This window comes from Achromobacter sp. CF-sbj1-Ac2-l (assembly GCF_052698165.1).
Genome location: NZ_CP199855.1, coordinates 1452270 through 1474556 on the forward strand (window position 1 = coordinate 1452270; position 22287 = coordinate 1474556).

The 22287-nt window shown below is 67.1% G+C and carries 20 protein-coding genes; 13 read left to right on the forward strand and 7 right to left on the reverse strand.

All coding sequences use genetic code 11. The features are described from left to right. Nucleotides 1–52: 52 nt before the first annotated feature. The 5 genes from ACUDCK_RS06635 to ACUDCK_RS06655 all read right to left on the reverse strand — a co-directional run bounded on the left by ACUDCK_RS06635 (nt 53) and on the right by ACUDCK_RS06655 (nt 5023). Nucleotides 53–934 (reverse strand): GntR family transcriptional regulator, encoded by an 882-nt coding sequence (locus ACUDCK_RS06635; protein WP_175167594.1) that lies wholly within the window; start codon nt 932–934, stop codon nt 53–55. 50 nt (nt 935–984) lie between these two features. Then, nucleotides 985–1329: an antibiotic biosynthesis monooxygenase family protein gene (locus tag ACUDCK_RS06640; RefSeq protein WP_175167595.1), complete on the reverse strand. Its 345-nt coding sequence runs from the start codon at nt 1327–1329 to the stop codon at nt 985–987. Continuing rightward, nucleotides 1326–2444 (reverse strand): cytochrome, encoded by a 1119-nt coding sequence (locus ACUDCK_RS06645; RefSeq protein ID WP_175167596.1) that lies wholly within the window; start codon nt 2442–2444, stop codon nt 1326–1328. The genes ACUDCK_RS06640 and ACUDCK_RS06645 overlap by 4 nt, the downstream gene beginning before the upstream one ends. 71 nt (nt 2445–2515) lie before the next feature. Continuing rightward, the gene (locus ACUDCK_RS06650; RefSeq protein WP_175167597.1) at nt 2516–3361 is read right to left on the reverse strand and encodes an NAD-dependent epimerase/dehydratase family protein; all 846 of its coding nucleotides are present in this window, start codon (nt 3359–3361) and stop codon (nt 2516–2518) included. Between the two features lie 15 nt (nt 3362–3376). Then, on the reverse strand, nt 3377–5023 hold the full coding sequence (locus ACUDCK_RS06655; RefSeq protein WP_054416785.1) for an electron transfer flavoprotein-ubiquinone oxidoreductase: 1647 nt from the start codon (nt 5021–5023) through the stop codon (nt 3377–3379). Between the two features lie 112 nt (nt 5024–5135). Here ACUDCK_RS06655 and ACUDCK_RS06660 point away from each other — a divergent pair, with 112 nt between their 5' ends. From ACUDCK_RS06660 to ACUDCK_RS06670, 3 genes are all read left to right on the forward strand, one after another. Continuing rightward, nucleotides 5136–5585, forward strand: a complete 450-nt coding sequence (locus tag ACUDCK_RS06660; RefSeq protein WP_054501525.1) for an acyl-CoA thioesterase — start codon at nt 5136–5138, stop codon at nt 5583–5585. Between the two features lie 298 nt (nt 5586–5883). After that, nucleotides 5884–6582 (forward strand): CoA transferase subunit A, encoded by a 699-nt coding sequence (locus ACUDCK_RS06665; protein ID WP_054501524.1) that lies wholly within the window; start codon nt 5884–5886, stop codon nt 6580–6582. Between the two features lie 12 nt (nt 6583–6594). After that, nucleotides 6595–7248 carry a CoA transferase subunit B gene (locus tag ACUDCK_RS06670; protein WP_054501523.1) on the forward strand — a complete coding sequence of 218 codons (654 nt, stop codon included), beginning with the start codon at nt 6595–6597 and terminating at the stop codon, nt 7246–7248. A gap of 96 nt (nt 7249–7344) precedes the next feature. Here ACUDCK_RS06670 and ACUDCK_RS06675 read toward each other — a convergent pair whose 3' ends face one another. Beyond that, a complete protein-coding gene (locus tag ACUDCK_RS06675) occupies nt 7345–7803 on the reverse strand; it encodes a GNAT family N-acetyltransferase (protein ID WP_064524433.1) in 459 nt (152 codons plus the stop codon). A gap of 188 nt (nt 7804–7991) precedes the next feature. Here ACUDCK_RS06675 and ACUDCK_RS06680 point away from each other — a divergent pair, with 188 nt between their 5' ends. The 9 genes from ACUDCK_RS06680 (at nt 7992) to ACUDCK_RS06720 (ending at nt 19303) form a co-directional block, all read left to right on the forward strand. After that, on the forward strand, nt 7992–8867 hold the full coding sequence (locus tag ACUDCK_RS06680) for a MurR/RpiR family transcriptional regulator (protein ID WP_054501521.1): 876 nt from the start codon (nt 7992–7994) through the stop codon (nt 8865–8867). Further along, nucleotides 8864–9844, forward strand: a complete 981-nt coding sequence (locus tag ACUDCK_RS06685; protein WP_054501520.1) for an isoaspartyl peptidase/L-asparaginase family protein — start codon at nt 8864–8866, stop codon at nt 9842–9844. Before ACUDCK_RS06680 ends, ACUDCK_RS06685 begins: the two co-directional genes overlap by 4 nt. Nucleotides 9845–9890: 46 nt before the next feature. Next, nucleotides 9891–11777, forward strand: coding sequence for a dipeptide ABC transporter ATP-binding protein (locus ACUDCK_RS06690; RefSeq protein ID WP_064524437.1), 1887 nt, complete (start codon nt 9891–9893; stop codon nt 11775–11777). Between the two features lie 66 nt (nt 11778–11843). Continuing rightward, a complete protein-coding gene (gsiB, locus tag ACUDCK_RS06695) occupies nt 11844–13397 on the forward strand; it encodes a glutathione ABC transporter substrate-binding protein GsiB (protein ID WP_064524439.1) in 1554 nt (517 codons plus the stop codon). Between the two features lie 89 nt (nt 13398–13486). After that, a complete protein-coding gene (gene gsiC, locus ACUDCK_RS06700) occupies nt 13487–14407 on the forward strand; it encodes a glutathione ABC transporter permease GsiC (RefSeq protein WP_006389337.1) in 921 nt (306 codons plus the stop codon). A 7-nt stretch (nt 14408–14414) separates the two neighbouring features. Beyond that, a complete protein-coding gene (gene gsiD, locus ACUDCK_RS06705; RefSeq protein WP_054501517.1) occupies nt 14415–15317 on the forward strand; it encodes a glutathione ABC transporter permease GsiD in 903 nt (300 codons plus the stop codon). Nucleotides 15318–15486: 169 nt separating this feature from the next. After that, entirely contained in the window at nt 15487–16581 is a 1095-nt protein-coding gene (locus tag ACUDCK_RS06710; RefSeq protein ID WP_064524441.1) for a DmpA family aminopeptidase, read from the forward strand. A gap of 20 nt (nt 16582–16601) precedes the next feature. Beyond that, the gene (locus ACUDCK_RS06715; RefSeq protein ID WP_336235876.1) at nt 16602–17504 is read left to right on the forward strand and encodes a M55 family metallopeptidase; all 903 of its coding nucleotides are present in this window, start codon (nt 16602–16604) and stop codon (nt 17502–17504) included. Nucleotides 17505–17512: 8 nt separating this feature from the next. Beyond that, nucleotides 17513–19303, forward strand: a complete 1791-nt coding sequence (locus ACUDCK_RS06720) for an aminopeptidase P family protein (RefSeq protein WP_175167599.1) — start codon at nt 17513–17515, stop codon at nt 19301–19303. Nucleotides 19304–19383: 80 nt separating this feature from the next. Here ACUDCK_RS06720 and ACUDCK_RS06725 read toward each other — a convergent pair whose 3' ends face one another. Then, nucleotides 19384–20388: a hypothetical protein gene (locus tag ACUDCK_RS06725; protein WP_064524445.1), complete on the reverse strand. Its 1005-nt coding sequence runs from the start codon at nt 20386–20388 to the stop codon at nt 19384–19386. 191 nt (nt 20389–20579) lie between these two features. Here ACUDCK_RS06725 and ACUDCK_RS06730 point away from each other — a divergent pair, with 191 nt between their 5' ends. Next, a complete protein-coding gene (locus tag ACUDCK_RS06730) occupies nt 20580–22232 on the forward strand; it encodes a CTP synthase (protein WP_054501512.1) in 1653 nt (550 codons plus the stop codon). The last annotated feature ends 55 nt before the right edge of the window (nt 22233–22287 follow it).

A 22287-nucleotide genomic window follows, 5' to 3' on the forward strand; every position in this document is an offset into this window, starting at 1 on the left:
AAATACAATTTAGGGGGCAGAAAAGACGGAACGGCGGTTCGGGAATGCAGGTTCAGGATTGCCGCAATGAGGTCGAAAGGTGCTCGCGCATGAGTTGCGAGGCCTTTTCCCGGTCGCCGGCTTCCAGCGCGGCGATGATGCGCAGGTGTTCGTTGCTGGAGTCCACGAAGCGCGCTTCGCGGTGGAACGCGGCGTGTTCTTCCAGGCGGCGCAATTGATTCTGCTGTTGTACGGCCTGCAGGATGTAGCGGTTGCCGGAGCAGCGCGCCAGCATTTCGTGGAACGCGGCGTTCAGGCCGAAGAACTCAGCGGCCGAGATCCCGGCGTCGTCGCGCTGGATCAGCGCCTCGTGCGCGGCGCGCATGCGCTCCAGGGCATTACGGTCGAGCCGGAACGTTGGCTCCAGCAGGCCGGCGCATTCGATCGTCATGCGGAAGCGGTAGCTTTCGTCGAGCGCCTCGCGGTTCTCCAGCGAGGGCGCGAATTGCCAGCCGTGGCCCTTGCGCTTTTCCAGCAGGCCGTCGGCCGACAACTGCAGCAGGGCCTTGGCCAGCACGCTGCGCGGCGCGGGATAGCGCTGCAGCAGCTCGCGCTCGGTGAACTGGTCGGGCAGCACGCGGGTGGCGCGGTCGGCGATCAGGCGGCGGTAGAGTTCGTCCTGGGTCGGACCCGCGCCGGCGATGGCGGGCGAGGCCTGGGCGGCGTTTTCGGCCACGGTGTAGCCGCTGTTGGGACGATGCGTGATCAGCCCCTGGGTAGCCAGCAGCCGCAGCGCGCCGCGCACCGGGGTACGTGATACCTCATAGCTCGCCGCCAGCGCTTCCTCGGACAAGTGGGCGCCAGGCGCGTAGCGCCGCGCCACGATGTCCTGCGCGATCAGGCGCGCCAGGTCGACTTGCAGCGCAGTGGGGCGGGCGGGAGCGGCAGGAGGCATGGAGGAGCGCGGGAACGGCGGTGCTGCAATGGTAACGGACAGACGCGGCCTCAGCCATGATGCGCGCGACTGTCGCCCGGCGCCTGGTCTCGGTCCCGCATGCCATAGTCGCGCAGCACCTGCGCGACACGCAGGCGATAGTTGGCGAACACGCCGCCCCGTCCCGCTTCCTGGGCGCGGCGATGCGATTCCAGCGAGCGCCAGCGCCTGACCGCGTCCTCGTCGCGCCAGAACGACAGCGACAGCAGCTTGCCTGGGGTCGTCAGGCTCTGGAAGCGCTCGACCGAAATGAAGCCGTCTATGGTCTTCAGTTCATCGATCAGGCCCGCGGCGATGTGCAGATAGGGCGCGGCATTGCCGTCGGCGGGCTCGACTTCGAATATCACGGCGATCATGGGGTGGGCTCCTCGGTGAAATCAAATTGGGGAATGCGCGCGTTGGGCAGGGGGCGGTAGCGAAAGCGCGCCGCCAGGGCGGCGCCATCGATGCCGGCCTTCAGCAGGTGAACGAGCGCGCCGGCCGCATCGCGCCGTGCCGCGTCGCGGCCCGGGCAGGCATGACCCTGTGCGCCGAAAGTCCAGTGCGCATCGGGTTGCGCCATGGCGGCCGCGGCCAGCACCAGCAGCACGGTCTCGTCGGCCTCGATGCGCTGGCCATCCAGTTCAATCGGGCCGGCCAGGAAGCGGCGGGTGTTGTGGATGGGCGGGTCGTGCCGCAGCGTCGCATCGACCATTTCCCAGGCCTGCGCCCGCGTCAGGTCCGCGCCGGATCCCAGGCGCGCGGCGCGCAGCAGCGCATTGCCCAGCAGGCCGGCGCCGGCTTCGCAGGCCTGGAACAGCAGGCCCGCCAGGTTGGCGGCCAGCAGCATCGGATCCAGGCCGGCCTCTGTGCCGAGGACGCGCAATTCGCGCAAGGCCGGGCTGGCGGCGGCATCATCCAAATGGGCGCGCAGGCGCGCCAGCAGGCGCTCGGCCGCCGCGTGTCCGGCCGCCGTCCGGTCCTCGGCGGCGGAGGGCGGCAGGGCTGCGAGGAACGCGCCGATATCGCGTGCGCATTCCGCGGCCACGGCGCCAGGCAGGCCGATGGCACAGGCTTGCGCAAAAACCGGGGCGGCGTGCAGGCAGCGGTCGACGCTGCTGGCCGAGCGTGCGTCCAGGTCCAGCCGTTGCCAGTCGGGCGCGGGGGCCAGCGGCGCCTGTCGCGCCAGGAAGCCGCTGAACAATGTCTTGAGACGGCGCTGCCGCGGACCATCGTTCATCCGCAGGAAGCGGCCGAACAGCAGGCCGGCGGGACCCGCGGCGATTCCCTTGGGCACTGGCTCGGCGAGGGGGCGCACACGGGCGGCGGGGTGGCGCATGATGTCGCGGATCAGTCTTGGATCGCTGGCCACCCACAGGCCCAGCCGAGTGTCCCGGTAGAGGGGGCGATCGCGGGCCAGCGCGGCGTAATAGGGATAGGGATCGACGTGCGTGACCGCCTGCAGCGGATCGGTAGGAAAGGGCGTGGACATGGGCGGCGCGGCTGGCTCGGGGACCGCCAGTATCACCGCGTCGCGCCAGCGACGATTCGGCCCGGGTCGAACTATGCCTGCGCGGTGTCCGCCAGCAGCGCGGCATAGCCGGCGCGCGAGTCCGGCCATTGCAGCGCCAGGCCGCTGGCCCGCAGACGGGCGTTGCTGAGCTTCTTGCTGCCGACCCCATTGGGCGCGGGGCCGTCGCCAGGCGCCGGGGCGCCGATCATCCGCGCCAGCTCGGCATAGAGTTCATGCAGCGGCAGGGGCGTGTCGTCGCAGCCGATGTAGACCGGCAACGCATCGGGCAGCAGCGCCACGTGCGCGATGGCGGCCGCGGCGTCGTCGATGTGGATGCGGTTGGCCCAGTGCGGCGGTTCGAGCGGCGCGCTGGCCTTGCCCGTCCGCAGCCGTTCGATCAGTTGCAGGCGGCCGGGGCCGTAGAGGCCGGCGAAGCGCAGGGTGGTGTGCGGGATCGCGCGCGCGGCCAGCGCCGCTTCCGCGTCGAGCAGGATGCGGCCGTTGAAGCCTTGCGGCGCGGGCGGCGTGTCTTCATCGACCCAGTCGCCGCGATGTTCGCCATACACCGCGCTGGACGATACGAACACGACGCGCTCGACCTGGCGCGTGTCGAGCGCATCCAGCACGTGGTTCAGGCCGTCGACGAACACGGCGCGATAGGCGGCGGGATCGCGCGCGCCGGCCGTGGCGACGTGGATCACGCGGGTGATGCCGGCCGGCAGCGCCGGCAGGCTATCCGGTTGGCTGATGTCGCCTGCCAGCCAGCGGATGCCGCTGGCGTCGTCGGCCGGCGGGTGGCGGCGCAATGCGTAGACCGTGTCGCCGCGCGCCAGCAGGCGGCGCGCGGCGCGTTGGCCGAGATCGCCGCAGCCGATGAAAAGCACGCGTTCAGCCATGGCCGCCGACGCCTGCTACATGCCGCTGTAGACCGGGCCCTCGCCGCCCTGCGGCGCCACCCAGACGATGTTCTGGGTCGGGTCCTTGATGTCGCAGGTCTTGCAGTGCACGCAGTTCTGCGCGTTGATCTGCAGGCGGTCCTCGCCATGGTCGTCCTTGACGAACTCGTAGACGCCAGCAGGACAGTAGCGCGATTCCGGACCGCCGTACTTGGCGAGGTTGACCTGCACCGGCACCGAGGGATCCTTCAGCGTCAGGTGGACGGGCTCGTTCTCGTCGTGGTTGGTGTTGGAGATGAACACCGAGCTGAGCTTGTCGAAGGTCAGCTTGCCGTCGGGCTTGGGGTAATCGATGCGGGCGCACTGCGAGGCCGGCTGCAGGCAGGCGTGATCGGGCTTGCTGTGGCGCAGGGTCCACGGCATCTTGCCCTTGAACACCAGTTGCTCGATGCCGGTCATCAGCGTGGCCACGGTGCGGCCCTTCTTGAACCACTGCTTGAAGTTGCGCGCCTTGTTCAGCTCGGTGTGCAGCCACGAATTCTTGAAGGCCTCGGGATACGCGGCCAGTTCGTCGTGGCGGCGGTCGGCCACCAACGCGTCGAACGCGGCCTCGGCGGCCAGCTTGCCGGACTTGATGGCGGCATGGCTGCCCTTGATGCGCGAGGCGTTCAGGAAGCCGGCCTCACAGCCGACCAGCACGCCGCCGGGGAAGGTCAGTTTGGGCAGCGACAGCAGGCCGCCCGCCGTGATGGCGCGCGCGCCATAGGCGATGCGCTTGCCGCCTTCGAAGGTGCCGCGGATGGCGGGGTGGGTCTTGTAGCGCTGGAATTCGTCGAACGGCGACAGCCAGGGATTGGCGTAGTCCAGGCCGACGATCATGCCCACCGCCACCAGGTTGTTGTCCAGGTGGTAGAGGAACGAGCCGCCGTAGGTGTCGGAATCCAGCGGCCAGCCGGCGGTGTGGATCACCAGGCCGGGCTTGGACTGAGCCGGATCGACTTCCCACATTTCCTTGATGCCGATGCCGTAGGCCTGAGGGTCGCGGCCATCGTCGAGCTTGTAGCGTTCGATCAATTGGCGGCCGAGCTGGCCGCGCGCGCCTTCGGCGAACACCGTGTAGCGCGCGTGCAGTTCCATGCCGGGCTGGTAGTGGGCGGTATGGCTGCCGTCGCGGGCCACGCCCATGTCGCCGGTGGCCACGCCGCGCACCGCGCCGTTCTCGTCGTACAGCACTTCGACCGCCGCGAAGCCGGGGAAGATCTCGACGCCCAGCGCCTCGGCCTGCTCGCCCAGCCACTTGACCACGTCGCCCAGGCGGACGATGTAGTTGCCTTCATTGTGGAAACAGGGCGGCAGCAGCCAATTGGGGGTGGCGCGCGCGCCGTTCTCGGACAGGAACAGGAATTTGTCCTGCGTCACGGGCACATTGAGCGGGGCGCCCTTGTCTTTCCAGTCGGGAATCAGTTCGGTCAGCGCCAGCGGATCCATCACCGCCCCGGAAAGGATGTGGGCGCCCAGTTCGGCGCCTTTTTCCAGGACGCAGACGCCGATTTCCTGATTCTTTTCAGCGGCCAGCTGCTTCAGACGGATAGCGGTGGCCAGGCCGGCGGGACCCCCGCCAACCACGACCACGTCATATTCCATCGACTCGCGTTCAGACATTGCAAAGCTCCCCGTATGTATTCCATATATGGCTGGAAGTATTATCGGCGATTGTATTGCAGGCGGAGACCTTGCACGTCTTCGCATTTCCATCAGACATCAGGAGCAATTGGTGAACCCGGACACTCTGTCTGCGCGGATTCTGGCGGTGGGCGACACCCACCAAGTGGATTTGCCTTTGCGTTGGGGCGATTCCGACGCCTTGAACCATCTCAACAACACGCTGTATTTCCGCCTCATGGAAGAGGCGCGCATGCAGATCCTCTACGACGCGGGCTTCGAATTGCCGGCCGATGACGGCGCCATCCTGGCGCATGCATCCTGTGATTTCCTGCGCCCGTTGACCTATCCGGCGACGGTGCGGGTGACGCACAAGGTGACGCGCATCGGTCGTTCCAGCGCGGAATTCGAGCTGCTGCTCGAGAAGGTCGGCGATGACGCGGGTCCCTATGCCCGCGGCCGCAACGTGCTGGTGTGGATGGATTACGTGGCCAATACGTCCGCTCCGTGGCCGCCCGAAGTGCTGGCGAAAATGGCCACGCAGTTCCAGCCGGCCGCCTAGGCGCGGGGGCGGTGGCGGTCCGACTTCGATGCGGCGTTTGAAACGACGCCCGCATTTGCCGGCCATGCCGTTAAAATCCAGGACAGAACCACAATACGAATGACAGGGCGCGCCACCCTCGGCGCCGCGAACCAGCAGGCATCGGGCCCGGCCGCGATGCCGCCGGACCGCGAAACCGGCAGCCGCGCCCCAAGTAAAAACAGGGTCCACCCAGGATCGCCGGCTTCCTTCTCGGGGCAAGCGGTCCGGCAAGGCGGGCGGATCCTCTTCAGTTCGACCTTAACTAGGAGTTGGAGCGATGGACAAGGTTTTTGCAAGCGCCCAGGAGGCGCTGGCAGGCATCGTCAAGGACGGCCAGATGATCGCCGTCGGCGGTTTCGGCCTTTGCGGCATTCCCGAGGCCCTGATCGCCGCGCTGCGCGATTCGGGCGTGAAGGATCTCACTTGCATCAGCAATAACGCGGGCGTCGACGGCTTCGGCCTGGGCCAGTTGCTCAACACGCGCCAGGTCCGCAAGATGATCGCGTCGTACGTGGGCGAGAACAAGGAATTCGAACGCCAGTTCCTGTCGGGCGAACTCGAGCTCGAATTCACGCCGCAGGGCACGCTGGCCGAGAAGCTGCGCGCCGGCGGCGCCGGCATTCCGGCGTTCTTCACCCGCACCGGCGTGGGCACCATCGTCGCCGATGGCAAGGAAATCCGCGAATTCGACGGCCAGCAATATGTGATGGAACGCTCGCTGGTGCCGGACGTGTCGCTGGTCAAGGCGCACATCGCCGACCGCAGCGGCAACCTGGTGTTCCGCAAGACGGCGCGCAACTTCAATCCGAACGTGGCGATGGCCGGCAAGTTCACGGTGGTCGAGGTCGAGCAGATCGTCGACACCGGCAGCCTGGACCCTGACCAGATCCACCTGCCCGGCATCTATGTGCACCGGATCGTGCTGAACGCCAATCCGGAAAAGCGCATCGAACAACGCACCACTCGCCCGGCCTAAGGAGAACACGACATGGCATGGTCCCGCGATGAAATGGCGGCGCGCGCCGCGCGCGAGCTGCAAGACGGTTTTTACGTGAACCTGGGTATCGGCCTGCCGACCCTGGTGGCCAACCACGTTCCCAAGGGCGTCGAGGTCTGGCTGCAATCCGAAAACGGCCTGCTGGGCATCGGCCCGTTCCCGACCGACGCCGAGGTCGACGCCGACCTGATCAACGCCGGCAAGCAGACGGTCACGACGCTGCCCGGCTCGTCGATCTTCTCGTCGGCCGACTCGTTCGCGATGATCCGCGGCGGCAAGATCAACCTGGCCATCCTGGGCGCGATGCAGGTGTCCGAAAAGGGCGACCTGGCCAACTGGATGATCCCGGGCAAGATGGTCAAGGGCATGGGTGGCGCGATGGACCTGGTGGCCGGTGTCGGCCGCGTGGTCGTGCTGATGGAACACGTGGCCAAGAAGAAGGACGGCACCGAGGACATCAAGCTGCTGCCCGAATGCAACCTGCCGCTGACGGGCGTGGGCGTGGTCGACCTGATCATCACCGACCTGGGCGTGATGGAAGTCACCGACAACGGCCTGAAATTGCTGGAAACGGCGCCGGGCGTGACGGTGGACGAGATCCAGTCCAAGACGCACGCCAAGCTGGACGTGTCGGCGGTCAAGTAATCCGCCGCCAAGGCATCATGAATAACGCCCCGCAAGGGGCGTTTTTCATTGAAGGCCCGCCAGGCGTGGCGGGCAGGGCGCCCCGGGGCGTGGCGTTCAGGCCGCTTCGCGCAGCAGCATGCCGACGTGCGGGATGCCATCCTCGATGTACTCCTCGGTCACCGGCACGAAGCCGTGCCCGCCGTAATAGCCGCGCAACCGGGCCTGCGCGCCCAGGTAGACCGGCTGGCCCGGCCACAGTCGCGCCACTTCGTCCTTGGCGCGGCGCATCAGTTCGTGGCCCAGGCCCGTGCCGCGCGCCGCTGGCGCCGTGATGACGCGGCCAATGATCGCCTGGCCGTCGTTCAGCGCGGGTTCGAGCAGGCGGCAATAGGCCAGCAGCGCGCCGTTTTCCCAGGCCATCAGGTGTTCCGTCTGTCCCTGCAGGTCCTTGCCGTCCATGTCCAGGAAGACGCAATCCTGTTCCACCACGAAGACCTCCGAGCGCAGGCGCAGGATCGCGTAGAGCTCGGCCAGGGTCAGTTCGGCGTGGGGCTTGCAGGTCCAGAGAGGCATTTGAAAAGTCCGAAACGCGGGGAAGAAGGGCTGGGATCAAGCGTACATCAAACCGGCCCCGTTTCTTTTGAAGCACTGTTACATAAATTCACGGGTATACCCTTAGTATGAAAATGAATTTTCTTATCTAAAATTTGCGTGTAAACAGATTTACACAAACCTTCGCTACGTTTCCCCCCTCTTTCTCGATGAACAAGGCCGCACTCACGATCGCTGATCGGATCGCCCGGGCCCAGCCCGCGCTGAGCCGCACGCAGCACAAGATGGCCGAGTACGTCCTGGCGCACCAGTTCCGCGTCGCCACGATGACCATCGACGAATTCGCGACGGCGGCGGGCGTGTCGGTCGCCACCGCCAACCGTTTCGCGCGCGCCCTGGACCTGCCCGGTTACCCGCAATTCCGCGCCGAACTGGCACGCGGTTTCGAGGCGGCGCTGGAGCCGGTCGAAAAATTGCGCACCGAACTCGCGCACTCGGCCAGCGCGGTGCAGATCTTTGCCGCGACCCTCGAAGAAGACATCCGCAACGCCCAGCGCAACCTGCAGAGCCTGGATGCCGCCGCCTGTGAGCAGGCGGTCGATGCCATCCTGGCCGCCGACCGCGTCTTCATCATCGGGTTTGGCGCCAGCGGCTTCCTGGCCGGCATGCTGCAGCGTGGCCTGTGCATGCACCTGCATTCGGTCGAATCGCTGGCCGGCCCGGGCGGCGTATCGCACGCGGCGCGTCAGATGTCGCGCATGACCAGCAAGGATCTGGTCATCGCCATCGGCTTTCCGCGCTATCTGGCAGACACCGTGACCCTGGCGGGCGCCGCCAAGCAGGCCGGCGTGCCGGTGCTGGTGCTGACCGACAAGCCCACCTCGCCGCTGGCGCCGACCGCGTCGGTGGTGCTGTACGCGGTGTCCACGCGCCAACTGATTCCCAATTCCGAAACCGCCGCGCTGGGCCTGATCGAAGCCCTTTCGGCGGCGGTGGCCTATCGGGCCAAGAATTCCGTCGCGGCCGCCGCTGGGGTGACCCAGTCCGTGATGCCGTGGCTCATCCATGGAGTAGGTAAACGATGATTCAACCCGTGATCGCGATTCACGGTGGCGCCGGCGCGATGTCCCGCGCGGCCATGTCGCCCGAGAAAGAGCAGGAATACCTGAGCGCCCTCGAATCCATCCTGACGGCCGGCCAGGCCGTGCTGGCCCGTGGCGGCAGCGCGCTGGACGCCGTCACCGAAGCCGTGCGCCTCCTGGAAGATTGCCCGCTGTTCAACGCCGGCCATGGCGCCGTGTTCACCAGCGCCGGCACCCATGAACTGGACGCCGCCATCATGGACGGCGCCACGCTGCGTTCGGGCGCCATCGCCAATGTCAACTGCGTGCGCAACCCGGTGTTCGCCGCGCGCAAGGTCATGGAAACCAGCAAGCACGTGTTGTTCGTGGGCGAGGGCGCCGAAGCCTTCGCCAAGGACGCCGGCCTGGAAATCGTCGACCCCTCGTATTTCTCCACCGAGGCGCGCCGCGAGCAATTGCTGCGCGTGCAGCGCGAAACGCCGGAAGCGGCGGTGCTGGACCACGACGGCCAGGCCATGGTCGCGCGCGGCCAGCCGGCGCCGGCCGATCCGCTCGATTCCGACAAGAAGTTCGGCACCGTGGGCGCCGTGGCCGTGGACGCGCAGGGCAACCTGGCCGCGGCCACCTCCACCGGCGGCATCACCAACAAGCAGGTCGGCCGCGTCGGCGACGCGCCGCTGATCGGCGCCGGCACCTACGCCAGCAACAAGACCTGCGCCGTGTCCACCACGGGCACGGGCGAGATGTTCATCCGCATGGTCGCCGCCTATGACGTGGCGGCCCAGATGGAATATTGCGGCGCCTCGCTGGAAACGGCGGCGGACCGCGTCGTGATGGAAAAACTGCCCACCATCGGCGGCAAGGGCGGCCTGGTGGCCGTTGACGCCCAGGGCAATGTGGCCTTGCCGTTCAACACGGAAGGCATGTACCGCGGTTACGCCCGCGTCGGTGAGAAGCCGGTCACCGCCATCTATCGCTGAGCGGCGACGGGCTTCGTTTTTGTCAGTTTTAGGGATTACTAGAGATATGGTTGATCGCGCAAACAGCCTGGCGCTGCCGGATAACCGCGTGGTCCAGGTCGACGACCTGACGGTGCGCTTCGTGGGTTCGGAGCGCACGGTCGAAGCCGTGCGCAACCTGTCGTTCCATGTGGACCGGGGCGAGACCCTGGCCATCGTGGGCGAATCGGGATCGGGCAAGTCGGTGACGTCGCTGGCGCTGATGCGCCTGGTGGAGCACGGCGGCGGCCGCATCGCCCAGGGCAGCATGGCCCTGCGCCGGCGCAACGGCTCCGTGATCGACCTGGTCAACGCCAATCAGCGCGCCATGCGCAACGTGCGCGGCGCCGACATGGCCATGATCTTCCAGGAGCCGATGACGTCCCTGAACCCGGTGTTCACGGCCGGCGACCAGATCGCCGAGTCGATCCGCGAGCACCAGGGCATGGACGCCGCGGCCGCGCGCGCCGAAGCCCTGCGCATGCTGGAACAGGTGCGCATTCCGGAAGCCAAGTCGGTGCTGGACCGCTACCCGCACCAGTTGTCGGGCGGCATGCGCCAGCGCGTCATGATCGCCATGGCGCTGGCCTGCAAGCCGGCGCTGCTGATCGCCGACGAACCCACCACCGCGCTGGACGTCACCATCCAGGCGCAGATCCTGCAACTGATCCGCCAGTTGCAGGAAGAAATGCACATGGGCGTGGTGTTCATCACCCACGACATGGGCGTGGTCGCCGAAGTGGCCGACCGCGTGCTGGTCATGTACCGCGGCGACAAGGTCGAGGAAGGCCCGTCGGCGTCGGTGTTCGCCACGCCCCAGCATGCCTATACCAAGGCGCTGCTGTCGGCCGTGCCGAAGCTGGGCGCGATGCAGGGCACCGACCTGCCGGCGCGTTTCCCGCTGCTGCAGGTGGACGGCAAGGCGCAGCCGGTGGCCGAACCCGGCGCCACCAGCACCCAGGAAGTGCCGGCCGCGCGCCGCGAGCCGATCCTGAGCGTGCGCGACTTGGTGACGCGCTTCGACCTGCGCGGCGGCATACTGAGCCGCGTGCAGCGCCGCGTGCACGCCGTGGAGAAGGTCAGCTTCGACCTGTACCCCGGCGAGACGCTGTCGCTGGTGGGCGAATCCGGTTGCGGCAAATCCACCACCGGCCGCTCGCTGCTGCGCCTGGTGGACAGCCAGGGCGGCGAGATCCGCTTCGGCGGGCGCGACATCGTGCGCCTGAAGACTTCCGAACTGCAAGCCTTGCGCCGCGACATCCAGTTCGTGTTCCAGGATCCGTTCGCCTCGCTTGATCCGCGCGTCACCGTCGGTTTCTCGATCATGGAACCGCTGCTGGTGCACGGCGTGGCCAAGGGCAAAGAGGCCGAACAGCGCGTGGCAGAACTGCTCGAGCGCGTCGGCCTGCCGCCCGAAATGGCGCAGCGCTACCCGCATGAATTCTCCGGCGGCCAGCGCCAGCGCATCTGTATCGCGCGCGCCCTGGCCCTGAACCCCAAGGTCGTGATCGCGGACGAATCGGTGTCGGCGCTGGATGTGTCGATCCAGGCGCAGATCGTCAATCTGCTGATCGACCTGCAGCGCGACATGGGCATTTCGTTCCTGTTCATTTCTCACGACATGGCCGTGGTCGAGCGCGTCAGCCATCGCGTGGCGGTCATGTACCTGGGGCAGATTGTCGAGATCGGTCCGCGCCGGGCCATCTTTGAGAACCCGCAGCACCCCTATACCAAGAAGCTCATGGCCGCCGTGCCGATCGCCGATCCGGCGCGCCGCCACATGAAACGCACTTTGCTGTCCGATGAAATTCCCAGCCCGATCCGCAAGCTCGGCGACGAGCCGGTGGTGCAACCGCTGGTGCAGGTAGGAACCGATCACTTTGTCGCCCGCCACGCGGTCGGCGGAGCGTATTGAGTCAGTTGTCGTACTTGTTTTTCTTCCACCAAACCCCCTAATTCCGCACAGGAACCAGGAGTTGCAATGATGAAAGTTCTGCGCCCCACCAAGCTGATGGCCGCCGCCGCGGTGGCCTTCGGCGTGCTCACCTCGCCGCTGGCGCATGCTGCCAAGGACGTGACGTTTGCCGTCTCCATCGCGCTGGAAACGCTCGACCCGTACAACACCAACAGCACGCTGAACCAGGCGGCCGGCAAGGCCTACTACGAAGGCCTGTTCGAGTTCGACAAGGACCTGAAGGTCCAGAAGGTCCTGGCCACCGACTACACCGTCAGCGAAGACGGCCTGGTGTACACCTTCAAGCTGCGCGATGGCGTCAAGTTCCATGACGGCACCCCGTTCAACGCCGAAGCCGTCAAGATCAACTTCGACCGTCCGGCCAACCCGGAAAACCGCCTGTCGCGCTACATCCAGTTCAGCGTCATCGAGAAGACCGAAGTGGTCGATCCGCTGACCGTCAAGATCACCCTGAAGAAGCCGTTCTCGGCCTTCATCAACGCGCTGGCCCACCCGGCCGCCATGATGATCTCGCCGGCCGCCCTGGCCAAGTACGGCAAGGAAATCGGCTTCCACCCGGTCGGCACCGGCCCGTTCGAATTCGTCGAATGGAAGCCCGCCGAATACCTGAAGGTCAAGAAGTTCGACGGCTACTGGAAGAAGGGCTACCCGAAGGTCGACACCCTGACCTTCCGCACCGTGACCGACAACAACACCCGCGCCGCCGTGGTGCAGACGGGCGAAGCGCAATTCGCCTTCCCGGTGCCGTTCGAGCAGGCCGCCGTGCTGTCCAAGAACGACAAGCTGGACGTGGTTGACCACAAGAACTCGATCATGGCCCGCTACCTGTCGATGAACGTGCAGCAAAAGCCGTTCGACAACGTCAAGGTGCGTGAAGCCATCAACTACGCCATCAACAAGGAAGCCCTGGCCAAGGTCGCTTTCTCGGGCTACGCCACCGTCGTCGACGGCGTCGTGCCGACCGGCGTCGACTTCGCCCACAAGACCGGCCCGTGGCCGTACGACATCAAGAAGGCCAAGGCCCTGCTGGCCGAAGCCGGCTACCCCAATGGCTTCGAAAGCCAGCTCTGGTCCGCCTACAACGACGGCACCTCGGTGAAGGTGGTGCAGTTCCTGCAGCAGCAACTGGCGCAAGTCGGCATCAAGGTGTCGGTGGAAGTGCTGGAATCGGGCCAGCGCGTGCAGCGCGTGCAACAGGTGCAAAAGCCTGAAGACGCCAAGGTCCGCATGTACTACGCCGGCTGGTCGTCCTCGACCGGCGAAGCCGACTGGGGCCTGCGTCCGCTGCTGACCACCGCCGCGTTCCCGCCGGTGCTCAACAACGTGTCGTACTACTCGAACAAGTCGGTTGACGACGGCATCCAGCAGGCCCTGGCGACGACCGACCGCGCCAAGAAGACCGAGATCTACAAGACCGTTCAGGAAACCATCTGGAAGGACGCCCCGTGGGCCTTCCTGGTGACCCAGAACAACCTGTACGTCAAGTCGAAGAACCTGTCGGGCGTGTACGTGGAACCGGACACCTCGTTCTGGTTCGGCGACATCGACCTGAAGCAGTAAACCGGCGGTAACTCACGGGGCCGTTCGGCCCCTTGCAAGGCCACATACGGCGGGGACGCGGTGTCCCCGCCGATGTTGCAGGAATTTCAATGCTGACCTACATCGTCAAACGTCTTTTGGGCATGATCCCCACGCTGCTGCTGGTGGCCGTGGTCGTGTTCCTGTTTGTGCACATGCTTCCGGGCGACCCGGCGCGACTGGCCGCGGGCCAGGAGGCTGACCAGCAGACCGTCGAACTGGTGCGCAAGGAACTGGGGCTGGATCTGCCCCTGCCGCAGCAGTTCGTGCGCTACTTCAGCCACATGCTGCAAGGCGACCTCGGCACTTCGCTGCGCACCAAGCGTCCCGTCTCGACCGAAATCGCCGATCGCTTCATGCCCACGCTGTGGCTGACGATCGCCAGCATGGTCTGGTCCGTCACCTTCGGCATGATCATCGGCATCGTGTCGGCCGTGTGGCGCAACCGCTGGCCCGACCGCCTCGGCATGACGCTGGCGGTGTCCGGCATCTCGTTCCCCGCGTTCGCGCTGGGCATGATGCTGATGCAGATCTTTTCCGTGAACCTGGGCTGGCTGCCGACCGTGGGCGCCTCCAGTTGGAAACACTACATTCTTCCGTCCATCACGCTGGGCGCGGCGGTGGCCGCGGTGATGGCGCGCTTTACCCGCGCTTCCTTCGTCGAAGTGGTGCAGGAAGACTTCGTGCGCACCGCCCGGGCCAAGGGCCTGAGCGAGCGTCGCGTGGTCATCAAGCACGCGCTGCGCAACGCGCTGATTCCGGTCGTCACCATGATGGGCCTGCAGTTCGGCTTCCTCCTGGGCGGCTCGATCGTGGTCGAGACGGTGTTCAACTGGCCCGGCCTCGGCCGCCTGCTGGTCGACGCCGTGACCCAACGCGACTATCCGGTGATCCAGGGCCTGGTGCTGCTGTTCTCGCTGGAATTCATCCTGATCAACCTGATTGTCGACGTGCTCTATGGCGTCATCAATCCCAGCATCCGTTACAAGTGAGGCGGCCATGAGCAATACGACACCCGCCGCAACCGTTGCCGCCGCCGTGCCCAAGAACGACGTGCGCACGCCCGCCACCGAGTTCTGGCGCAAGTTCAAGAAGCAGAAGCTGGCCGTGGGCGCCGGCGTCTTCGTCCTGCTGCTGGTCGTGGTGGCGATCCTGGCCCCCTGGATCGTGCCGTTCGACCCGGAGAACTTCTTCGACTACGACGCGCTCAACGCCGGTCCGTCCTGGACGCACTGGCTGGGCGTGGATTCGCTGGGCCGCGACATTTTCAGCCGCATCATCATGGGCGCGCGCATCTCGCTGGCCGCGGGCTTTTTGTCCGTCGCCATGGGCGCCATCGTCGGCACCTTCATGGGCTTGATGGCCGGCTACTACGAAGGTTGGTGGGAACGCATCACGATGCGCGTCTCCGACGTGCTGCTGGCGTTCCCCGGCATGCTGCTGGCCATCGGCGTGGTCGCGATCCTGGGCTCGAGCATGGTCAACGTGATCGTGGCCGTGGCCGTGTTCAGCGTGCCGGCGTTCGCCCGCCTGGTGCGCGGCAACACGCTGTCGATCAAGCAGATGACCTATGTCGAGGCGGTCAAGAGCGTGGGCGCGTCCGACTGGACCATCATCATGCGCCACATCCTGCCCGGCACGATCTCGCCGATCGTGGTGTACGGCACGATGCGCATCGGCACCTCGATCATCACCGCGGCCAGCCTGTCGTTCCTGGGCATGGGCGCTTCGCCCCCCACGCCGGAGTGGGGCGCGATGCTGAACGAGGCGCGCGCCGACATGGTGATCGCCCCGCACGTGGCGATCTTCCCGGCGCTGGCGATCTTCCTGACCGTGCTGGCGTTCAACCTGCTGGGCGACGGTCTGCGCGACGCGCTCGATCCCAAGATCGACCGCAAGTAACCGCCAAGCGGATGATGGCCGCCGCGTCGGTCGCCCCTCGGGGCTCGGCGCGTGTCATCGGTCCCCTTGCCGCCGCCCGCGTCCGGGCGCCCGCCTCGCGGCGCGCGCCACGGCCGCGCGGGACGGCGGCATTTTGCATTCTGGAGCGTGGCGACACGCAGCGACAAGCATGGACAAACAAGCGTTGGACCAACCCCGCATCGGCAAGCTGCAAGCCGGCGCGCTCGATTCGATCTGCGACGTGGGCGACATCACCGTTGGCCACAGCACGCTGGACGACGGCGCGCTGCAGACCGGCGTGACCGTGGTGCGCCCGCATGGCGGCAACCCCTTCCTGGACAAGGTGCCGGCCGCCGCCACGGTGCTGAACGGCTTTGGCAAGAGCACCGGCCTGGTCCAGGTGCAGGAACTGGGCGTGCTGGAAACGCCGATCGCGCTGACCAACACCTTCGGCGTGGGCACCGTGGCCAACGCCCAGATCCGCGCGGCGGTGGCGGCCACGCCCGAGATCGGCCGCGGTATGTCGACGGTCAATCCGCTGGTGTTCGAGTGCAACGACGGCTATCTGAATGACATCCAGGCCATGGCGGTGCAGGAATCGCACTACGTCCAGGCGCTGGCCGCCGCGGACAAGCGCATGGCGCAGGGCGCGGTCGGCGCCGGCCGTGGCATGTCGTGCTTTTCCTTCAAGGGCGGCATCGGCTCGGCCTCGCGCGTGGCCGCGATCCAGCCTGGCCTGCGCTACACAGTCGGCGCGCTGGTGCTGGCCAATTTCGGCCGCCTGCCCAACCTGACCGTGGCCGGCCGGCCCTTCGGCCGGCGGCTGGCGGACCAGTTGGACCGAGGCCTGGCGCAGGCGGGCGAGAACGCCGCCATCGTGCCGGAAAAGGGCTCCATCATCCTGCTGGTGGCGACCGACGCGCCGCTGGACGCGCGCCAGTTGCGCCGCCTGTCGCTGCGCGCCGGCGCCGGCCTGGCCCGCACCGGCTCGGTGTTCGGTCATGGCAGCGGCGACATCGCGCTGGCGTTCTCCACCGCCTACACCGTGCCGCAACAGGCCGAGCGGCCGATGCCGGCCATCGCCATGCTGCACGAGACCCGCATCGATCCGCTGTTCGAGGCGGCGGCCGAGGCCTGCGAGCAGGCCATCATCGCCGCGCTGTGGCAGGCCGACGGCGTGTTGGGCCGCGATGGCCATCACCGCGCCGCCATCCGCGACGCCGCGCCCGACTGGCGCCAATGGCTGGCGGACACCGAATTCTGAATCCTACGAAGGCACTCTCCATGAAGATCCTGATTTCCACCGATATCGAAGGCGTCGCCGGAGTCTTCCACGCCGAACAAGTCCGCGCGGGCAACGGCGAATACGAGCGCGCCCGCGCCTGGATGACCGCCGAAGCCAACGCGGCCGTGCAGGGCGCCATCGCCGGCGGCGCCGAAGAGGTCCTGGTCAATGATTCGCACGGCGGCTTCCGCAACCTGCTGCCGGACGGCATCGACGAACGCGCCCGCCTGGTGCTGGGCAAGCCGCGCTACCTGGGCATGATGGGCGGCCTGGAAGAGGGCTGCGACGCCGTCTTCATGATCGGCTACCATTCGCGCTCGCAGGGGCGCGGCATCCTCGCGCACACCATCAACAGCTTCGCTTTCTCGCGCGTCTTCATCAATGGCATGGAGCTGGGCGAGGCCGGCCTGTACGGCGCGCTGGCCGGCGAAATGGGCGTGCCCGTCATCCTGGCCACCGGCGACGACGTGTTCATCGCCGAGACCACCGACCTGTTCCCCGGCGCGCAGTGGGTGCAGACCAAGGTGGCGCATGGCCAGGGCAGCGGCGTGACGCTGTCGCCGGCGGCCTCGCGCCGCGCGATCGCCGCCGCTGCCGAGACGGCCGTGCGCAACTTGAAGGGAACGACCCCCACGCCGCGCCCGCAAGGCGGGCTTGCTGCCCCCCAGGGGGGCGTTTCCACCTCGGGGCGGCCCAGCGGTGGAAAGGCAATTCCGTTCCGCATCCCCGCCCCTATAGAATGCCGGTTGCAGACGCAGTCGTCGGCCCTGGCCGACCTGTTCTGCATGTGGCCCACGCTGGAGCGCGTGGACGGCGTGACGCTGCGGTTCACCACGGACAGCATGCAGGCCGCCATCCGCACGCTGAACAGCCTGGCCGCCATGTCCTTCATGTTGCGCTAAGGAAACCCATGTCCAGCACCGATACCCGTATCGCCCAACTGCGGCAGGCCATGCGCCGCCGCGGCCTGTCCGCCTATATCGTGCCGTCCTCGGATCCGCACCTGTCCGAATACCTGCCGGCGCGCTGGCAGGGCCGGCGCTGGCTGTCGGGCTTCACGGGGTCGGTGGGCACGCTGGTGGTGACCGCCGATTTCGCCGGCCTGTGGGTCGACAGCCGCTACTGGGTGCAGGCCGAGGCGCAACTGGCCGGCACCGGCGTGCAACTGATGAAGATCGCCGTCGCCACCACGCCGGGCCATGTGGACTGGCTGGCCGCCAACACCCGCGCCGGCGATGTCATCGGCGTCGATGGGCAGGTGCTGGGCCTGGCCGCGTTCCGCGCGCTGTCGGTGGCCGCCGCCACGTCCGGCGCCACGCTGGAGATCCGCGCCGACCTGCTGGACGATATCTGGGCCGACCGGGCCGGCCTGCCGCCGGCCGCGATCTACGAACACATGGCGCCGCAGGCCTGCGTCACGCGCGCCGACAAGCTGGCCCAGGTGCGCGCCGCCATGCGCGCCCATGGCGCCGACGTGCATTTCATCAGCACGCTCGACGACATCGCCTGGCTCTTCAACCTGCGCGGCGCCGATGTCGACTACAACCCGGTGTTCGTCGGCCATGCGCTGCTCGGCCTGGACCACGCCACGCTGTTCGTGGCCGACGGCAAGATCGACGCCGCGCTGCGCGCCACGCTGGCCGCCGATGGCGTCGAAGTGGCCGATTACGCCCAGGCCGCCGACGCGCTGGCGTCGCTCGAACTCGACCAGAAGCTGCTGATCGATCCGGCGCGCGTCACCTGTGGCGTGTTCCACGCGATGGACCCCGCCGTGCCCCGTGTCGAGGCCATCAATCCGTCTACGCTGCTCAAGTCGCGCAAGACCGACGCTGAACTGGCCAATGTGCGCCAGGCCATGGCGCAGGACGGGGCAGCGCTGTGCGAATTCTTCGCCTGGTTCGAGGGCGCGCTGGGCAACGAGCGCATCACCGAGCTGACCATCGACGAACAGATCACCGCCGCTCGCGCGCGCCGGCCGGACTACGTCTGCCCCAGCTTCGCCACCATCGCCGGCTTCAACGCCAACGGCGCCATGCCGCACTATCGCGCCACGGCCGAATCGCACGCCACCATCGAAGGCGACGGCCTGCTGCTGATCGATTCCGGCGGTCAGTACCTGGGCGGCACCACCGACATCACCCGCGTGGTCGCGGTGGGCACGCCCAGCGCCGACCAGAAGGTCGATTTCACGCTGGTGCTCAAGGGCATGATCGCGCTGTCGCGCGCCTCGTTCCCGCGCGGCACGCCGTCGCCGATGCTGGACGCCATCGCGCGCGCCCCGATCTGGGAAGGCGGCGCCGAATACGGCCACGGCACCGGTCACGGCGTGGGCTACTTCCTGAACGTGCACGAAGGCCCGCAGGTCATCTCGTATCGCGCGGTTCCCGGTCCGCACACGGCCATGGAGCCGGGCATGATCACGTCCAACGAACCGGGCATCTATCGTCCCGGCCGCTGGGGCGTGCGCATCGAGAACCTGGTGGCCAACCGCGCCTGGCTGACGTCCGAGCTGGGCGAGTTCCTGTGTTTCGAGACGCTGACGCTGTGCCCGATCGACACGCGCTGCATCGAACCGTCGCTGCTGCGCGCGGATGAAATCGCGTGGCTCAACGACTATCACAAGACCGTGTTCGAGCGCCTGTCGCCGCTGGTCGAGGGCGAAGCGCTGGCCTGGCTGGAACGCCGCACCGCGGCGATCTGACGGTCGCGTCCTGCAATGACAAAAGGCCCCGTCGGGGCCTTTTGTCATTGCGCTTGCGGCGTTGCGCCTTCGCGCGGCGCTCAGGCCGACGCACTCTCCGGCGACGTCTCGCGGCGGCGGTAGAGCAACCGGGCGCCAAGGTAGCAGCTCAGCGCCAGCAGCACGCTGTAGATCAGCACCGACACCACCGAGGTCGTGTATGACGCGGCTGTGCGTATCAACTGGCTCCAGGTCATGGACCAGATGATCAAAAGCGCCAGGCCGATTCCCAGCACCTGGGTCAGCCAGAACGCGAAAGTGCCGTGGGCGATGGCGCGGCCCATGCCTGCCGCGCCCAGTGCTTGCGGCAGGCTGCGCAGGCAGACCCATGCGGCCAGCGCCAGCAGCAAAGCGGGCAGTATCCAATAGCCGATCGCGTATTCCAGCATGCCGGCCGATCCCGCATCGGGCATGAAGTACAGGCCGATCACCAGCGCGACGTGCAATTGCCACAGCAGCAGCGTCAGCGCGGCGATCCACGCGGCGTGGCGCCGCTGCAGGAACGGCGCCTGCGCTGCTACGGGGGTGACGCTCCAGGCCGCGATGCGCACCGCCAGCCAACTGCCCAGGATGGTGAGCAGGATGGCGCACAGCTTGGGCGGCAGGGCCATCAGGAGCATGCGGCGGACGCCGTAATAGCCGAAGGCCTCGTCCACCCATTCCTTGTGCCTCACGATGAGCGTGTAGAAACCGTGCTGCAGCAACGCCAGCCCGGTCGAGATCAGCACGAACAGCACCAGCGAGACCGCCAGCAGCACGGCCACCATCCTGCCCGGGCGGTCGACGTCGCCCGCGTTGTGCCGGCGCAGCCAGCGCTGCGTGGCTCCCCAGGTGGTCAGGCCGACCAGGATGCAGCCGGCGACGATGTTCACGACCGTGCTCGCCAGCATGTCGGGCCGGGCAAACGCCTCGCGCGTCAGCGCGGCCAGCGGTCCGGCGCTTATCAGGTAGAGCTGGACCAGGATGGCGCCCAGCAACTGCAGGCCGACGGCGGCGGTGGTCAGGCGCCTGGCCAGCGCGTTCGGGTGTGCGGTCGGAAGGTTCATCGCAGGGGCCTCGGGACAAGAAAATCGGGGACGACCATAGCATGATGGCCACCGTCACGGCATTTCGGTCTTGCGCGCGAGTGCAGCCAAATGTTACGCCTGGCCGCTAGGGGAAAACCCAGACAAGTTCCGCCTCCCGGCTATAATCCAAATTTCCCGCACGCGCCCGCTCGTCCCGGGCGCTTATTACGATGACCAAATACGTATTTGTCACCGGCGGAGTGGTGTCTTCCCTGGGCAAGGGCATCGCCGCTGCGTCGCTCGCCGCCATCCTCGAGTCGCGTGGTCTGCAGGTCACCATGCTCAAGCTCGACCCCTACATCAACGTCGATCCGGGCACCATGAGCCCGTTCCAGCATGGTGAAGTGTTCGTCACGGAAGACGGCGCCGAGACCGACCTGGACCTGGGCCACTACGAGCGTTTCGTCTCCGCCCGCATGCACAAGGTGAACAACTTCACCACCGGGCAGATCTACGAATCGGTGCTGCGCAAGGAGCGCCGGGGCGACTACCTGGGCAAGACCGTCCAGGTCATTCCGCACATCACCAACGAGATCCAGGACTTCATCGCCCGGGGCGCTGACGCCGCCTGGAACGGCAACACCGACGTCGCCATCGTCGAGATCGGCGGCACCGTGGGCGACATCGAATCGCTGCCCTTCCTGGAAGCCGCGCGCCAGATGAGCCTGCGCATGGGCCGCAACAATGCCGCGTTCGTGCACCTGACGCTGGTGCCGTTCATCGCGTCCGCCGGCGAACTCAAGACCAAGCCCACCCAGCACTCGGTGCAGAAGCTGCGCGAAATCGGCATCTACCCGAACGCGCTGCTGTGCCGCGCCGACCGTCCCATCCCGGACGACGAGCGCGCCAAGATCTCGATGTTTTCCAACGTCCCCCTGGATGCCGTCATCTCGGTGTGGGACGCCGACTCGATCTACAAGATCCCGGCCATGCTGCACAAGCAGGGCGTGGACAATATCGTCTGCGAAGCGCTGGGCCTGACCCCGCCGCCGGCCGACCTGTCCATGTGGGACAACCTGGTCGAGGCGCTCGAACACCCCGAACACCAGCTCACCATCGGCATGGTCGGCAAGTACGTCGACCTGACCGAATCGTACAAGTCGCTGACCGAAGCCCTGGTGCACGCCGGCATCCACACGCGCTCGAAGATCAACATCGAGTACATCGATTCCGAAGACATCGAAACCCGCGGCACCGACCAGCTCAAGCACCTGGACGCCATCCTGGTGCCGGGCGGCTTCGGCAAGCGCGGCACCGAGGGCAAGATCGCCGCCATCCGCTACGCCCGTGAAAACGGCGTGCCGTACCTGGGCATCTGCCTGGGCATGCAACTGGCCGTGATCGAATTCGCGCGCCACGTGGCCGGCCTGGGCGGCGCCAACAGCACCGAGTTCGATCCGTCGGCGCCGCATCCCGTGGTGGCCCTGATCACCGAATGGATGGACCGCGAAGGCAAGGTAGAGAAGCGCGACAACTCGTCCGACCTCGGCGGCACCATGCGCAAGGGCGCGCAGCGCGTGCCGATCAAGCCGGGCACCCGCGCCCAGTCGATCTACGGCGACGAAGTCAACGAACGCCATCGCCACCGCTACGAAGTCAACAACGTCTACGTGCCGCGCCTTGAAGAGGCCGGCATGGTGATCAGCGCGCGCACCCCGACGGAGAACCTGCCGGAAATCATGGAACTGCCCGACCACCCCTGGTTCGTCGGCGTCCAGTTCCACCCGGAGTTCACGTCCACCCCGCGTGACGGCCACCCGCTGTTCTCCAGCTACATCCGCGCCGCCATCGAGCAGAAGGCTCGCCGCGGCCAGGGGGCGTAATGGCGGTCGGCGGCACCGAGCCGCGCATCTGCGCCGCCCGGGCCGCCGGCCCCGT

Excerpts from the sequence above, each read along its gene's own strand:
- ACUDCK_RS06730 (WP_054501512.1), top strand. The coding sequence starts at position 20,580 with ATGACCAAATACGTATTTGTCACCGGCGGAGTGGTGTCTTCCCTGGGC.
- ACUDCK_RS06675 (WP_064524433.1), bottom strand. The coding sequence starts at position 7,803 with ATGCCTCTCTGGACCTGCAAGCCCCACGCCGAACTGACCCTGGCCGAG.
- gsiC (WP_006389337.1), top strand. The coding sequence starts at position 13,487 with ATGCTGACCTACATCGTCAAACGTCTTTTGGGCATGATCCCCACGCTG.
- gsiD (WP_054501517.1), top strand. The coding sequence starts at position 14,415 with ATGAGCAATACGACACCCGCCGCAACCGTTGCCGCCGCCGTGCCCAAG.
- ACUDCK_RS06650 (WP_175167597.1), bottom strand. The coding sequence starts at position 3,361 with ATGGCTGAACGCGTGCTTTTCATCGGCTGCGGCGATCTCGGCCAACGC.
- ACUDCK_RS06685 (WP_054501520.1), top strand. The coding sequence starts at position 8,864 with ATGATTCAACCCGTGATCGCGATTCACGGTGGCGCCGGCGCGATGTCC.
- ACUDCK_RS06725 (WP_064524445.1), bottom strand. The coding sequence starts at position 20,388 with ATGAACCTTCCGACCGCACACCCGAACGCGCTGGCCAGGCGCCTGACC.
- ACUDCK_RS06710 (WP_064524441.1), top strand. The coding sequence starts at position 15,487 with ATGGACAAACAAGCGTTGGACCAACCCCGCATCGGCAAGCTGCAAGCC.
- ACUDCK_RS06715 (WP_336235876.1), top strand. The coding sequence starts at position 16,602 with ATGAAGATCCTGATTTCCACCGATATCGAAGGCGTCGCCGGAGTCTTC.
- ACUDCK_RS06640 (WP_175167595.1), bottom strand. The coding sequence starts at position 1,329 with ATGATCGCCGTGATATTCGAAGTCGAGCCCGCCGACGGCAATGCCGCG.
- ACUDCK_RS06635 (WP_175167594.1), bottom strand. The coding sequence starts at position 934 with ATGCCTCCTGCCGCTCCCGCCCGCCCCACTGCGCTGCAAGTCGACCTG.
- gsiB (WP_064524439.1), top strand. The coding sequence starts at position 11,844 with ATGATGAAAGTTCTGCGCCCCACCAAGCTGATGGCCGCCGCCGCGGTG.
- ACUDCK_RS06645 (WP_175167596.1), bottom strand. The coding sequence starts at position 2,444 with ATGTCCACGCCCTTTCCTACCGATCCGCTGCAGGCGGTCACGCACGTC.
- ACUDCK_RS06690 (WP_064524437.1), top strand. The coding sequence starts at position 9,891 with ATGGTTGATCGCGCAAACAGCCTGGCGCTGCCGGATAACCGCGTGGTC.
- ACUDCK_RS06680 (WP_054501521.1), top strand. The coding sequence starts at position 7,992 with ATGAACAAGGCCGCACTCACGATCGCTGATCGGATCGCCCGGGCCCAG.
- ACUDCK_RS06670 (WP_054501523.1), top strand. The coding sequence starts at position 6,595 with ATGGCATGGTCCCGCGATGAAATGGCGGCGCGCGCCGCGCGCGAGCTG.
- ACUDCK_RS06665 (WP_054501524.1), top strand. The coding sequence starts at position 5,884 with ATGGACAAGGTTTTTGCAAGCGCCCAGGAGGCGCTGGCAGGCATCGTC.
- ACUDCK_RS06655 (WP_054416785.1), bottom strand. The coding sequence starts at position 5,023 with ATGTCTGAACGCGAGTCGATGGAATATGACGTGGTCGTGGTTGGCGGG.
- ACUDCK_RS06720 (WP_175167599.1), top strand. The coding sequence starts at position 17,513 with ATGTCCAGCACCGATACCCGTATCGCCCAACTGCGGCAGGCCATGCGC.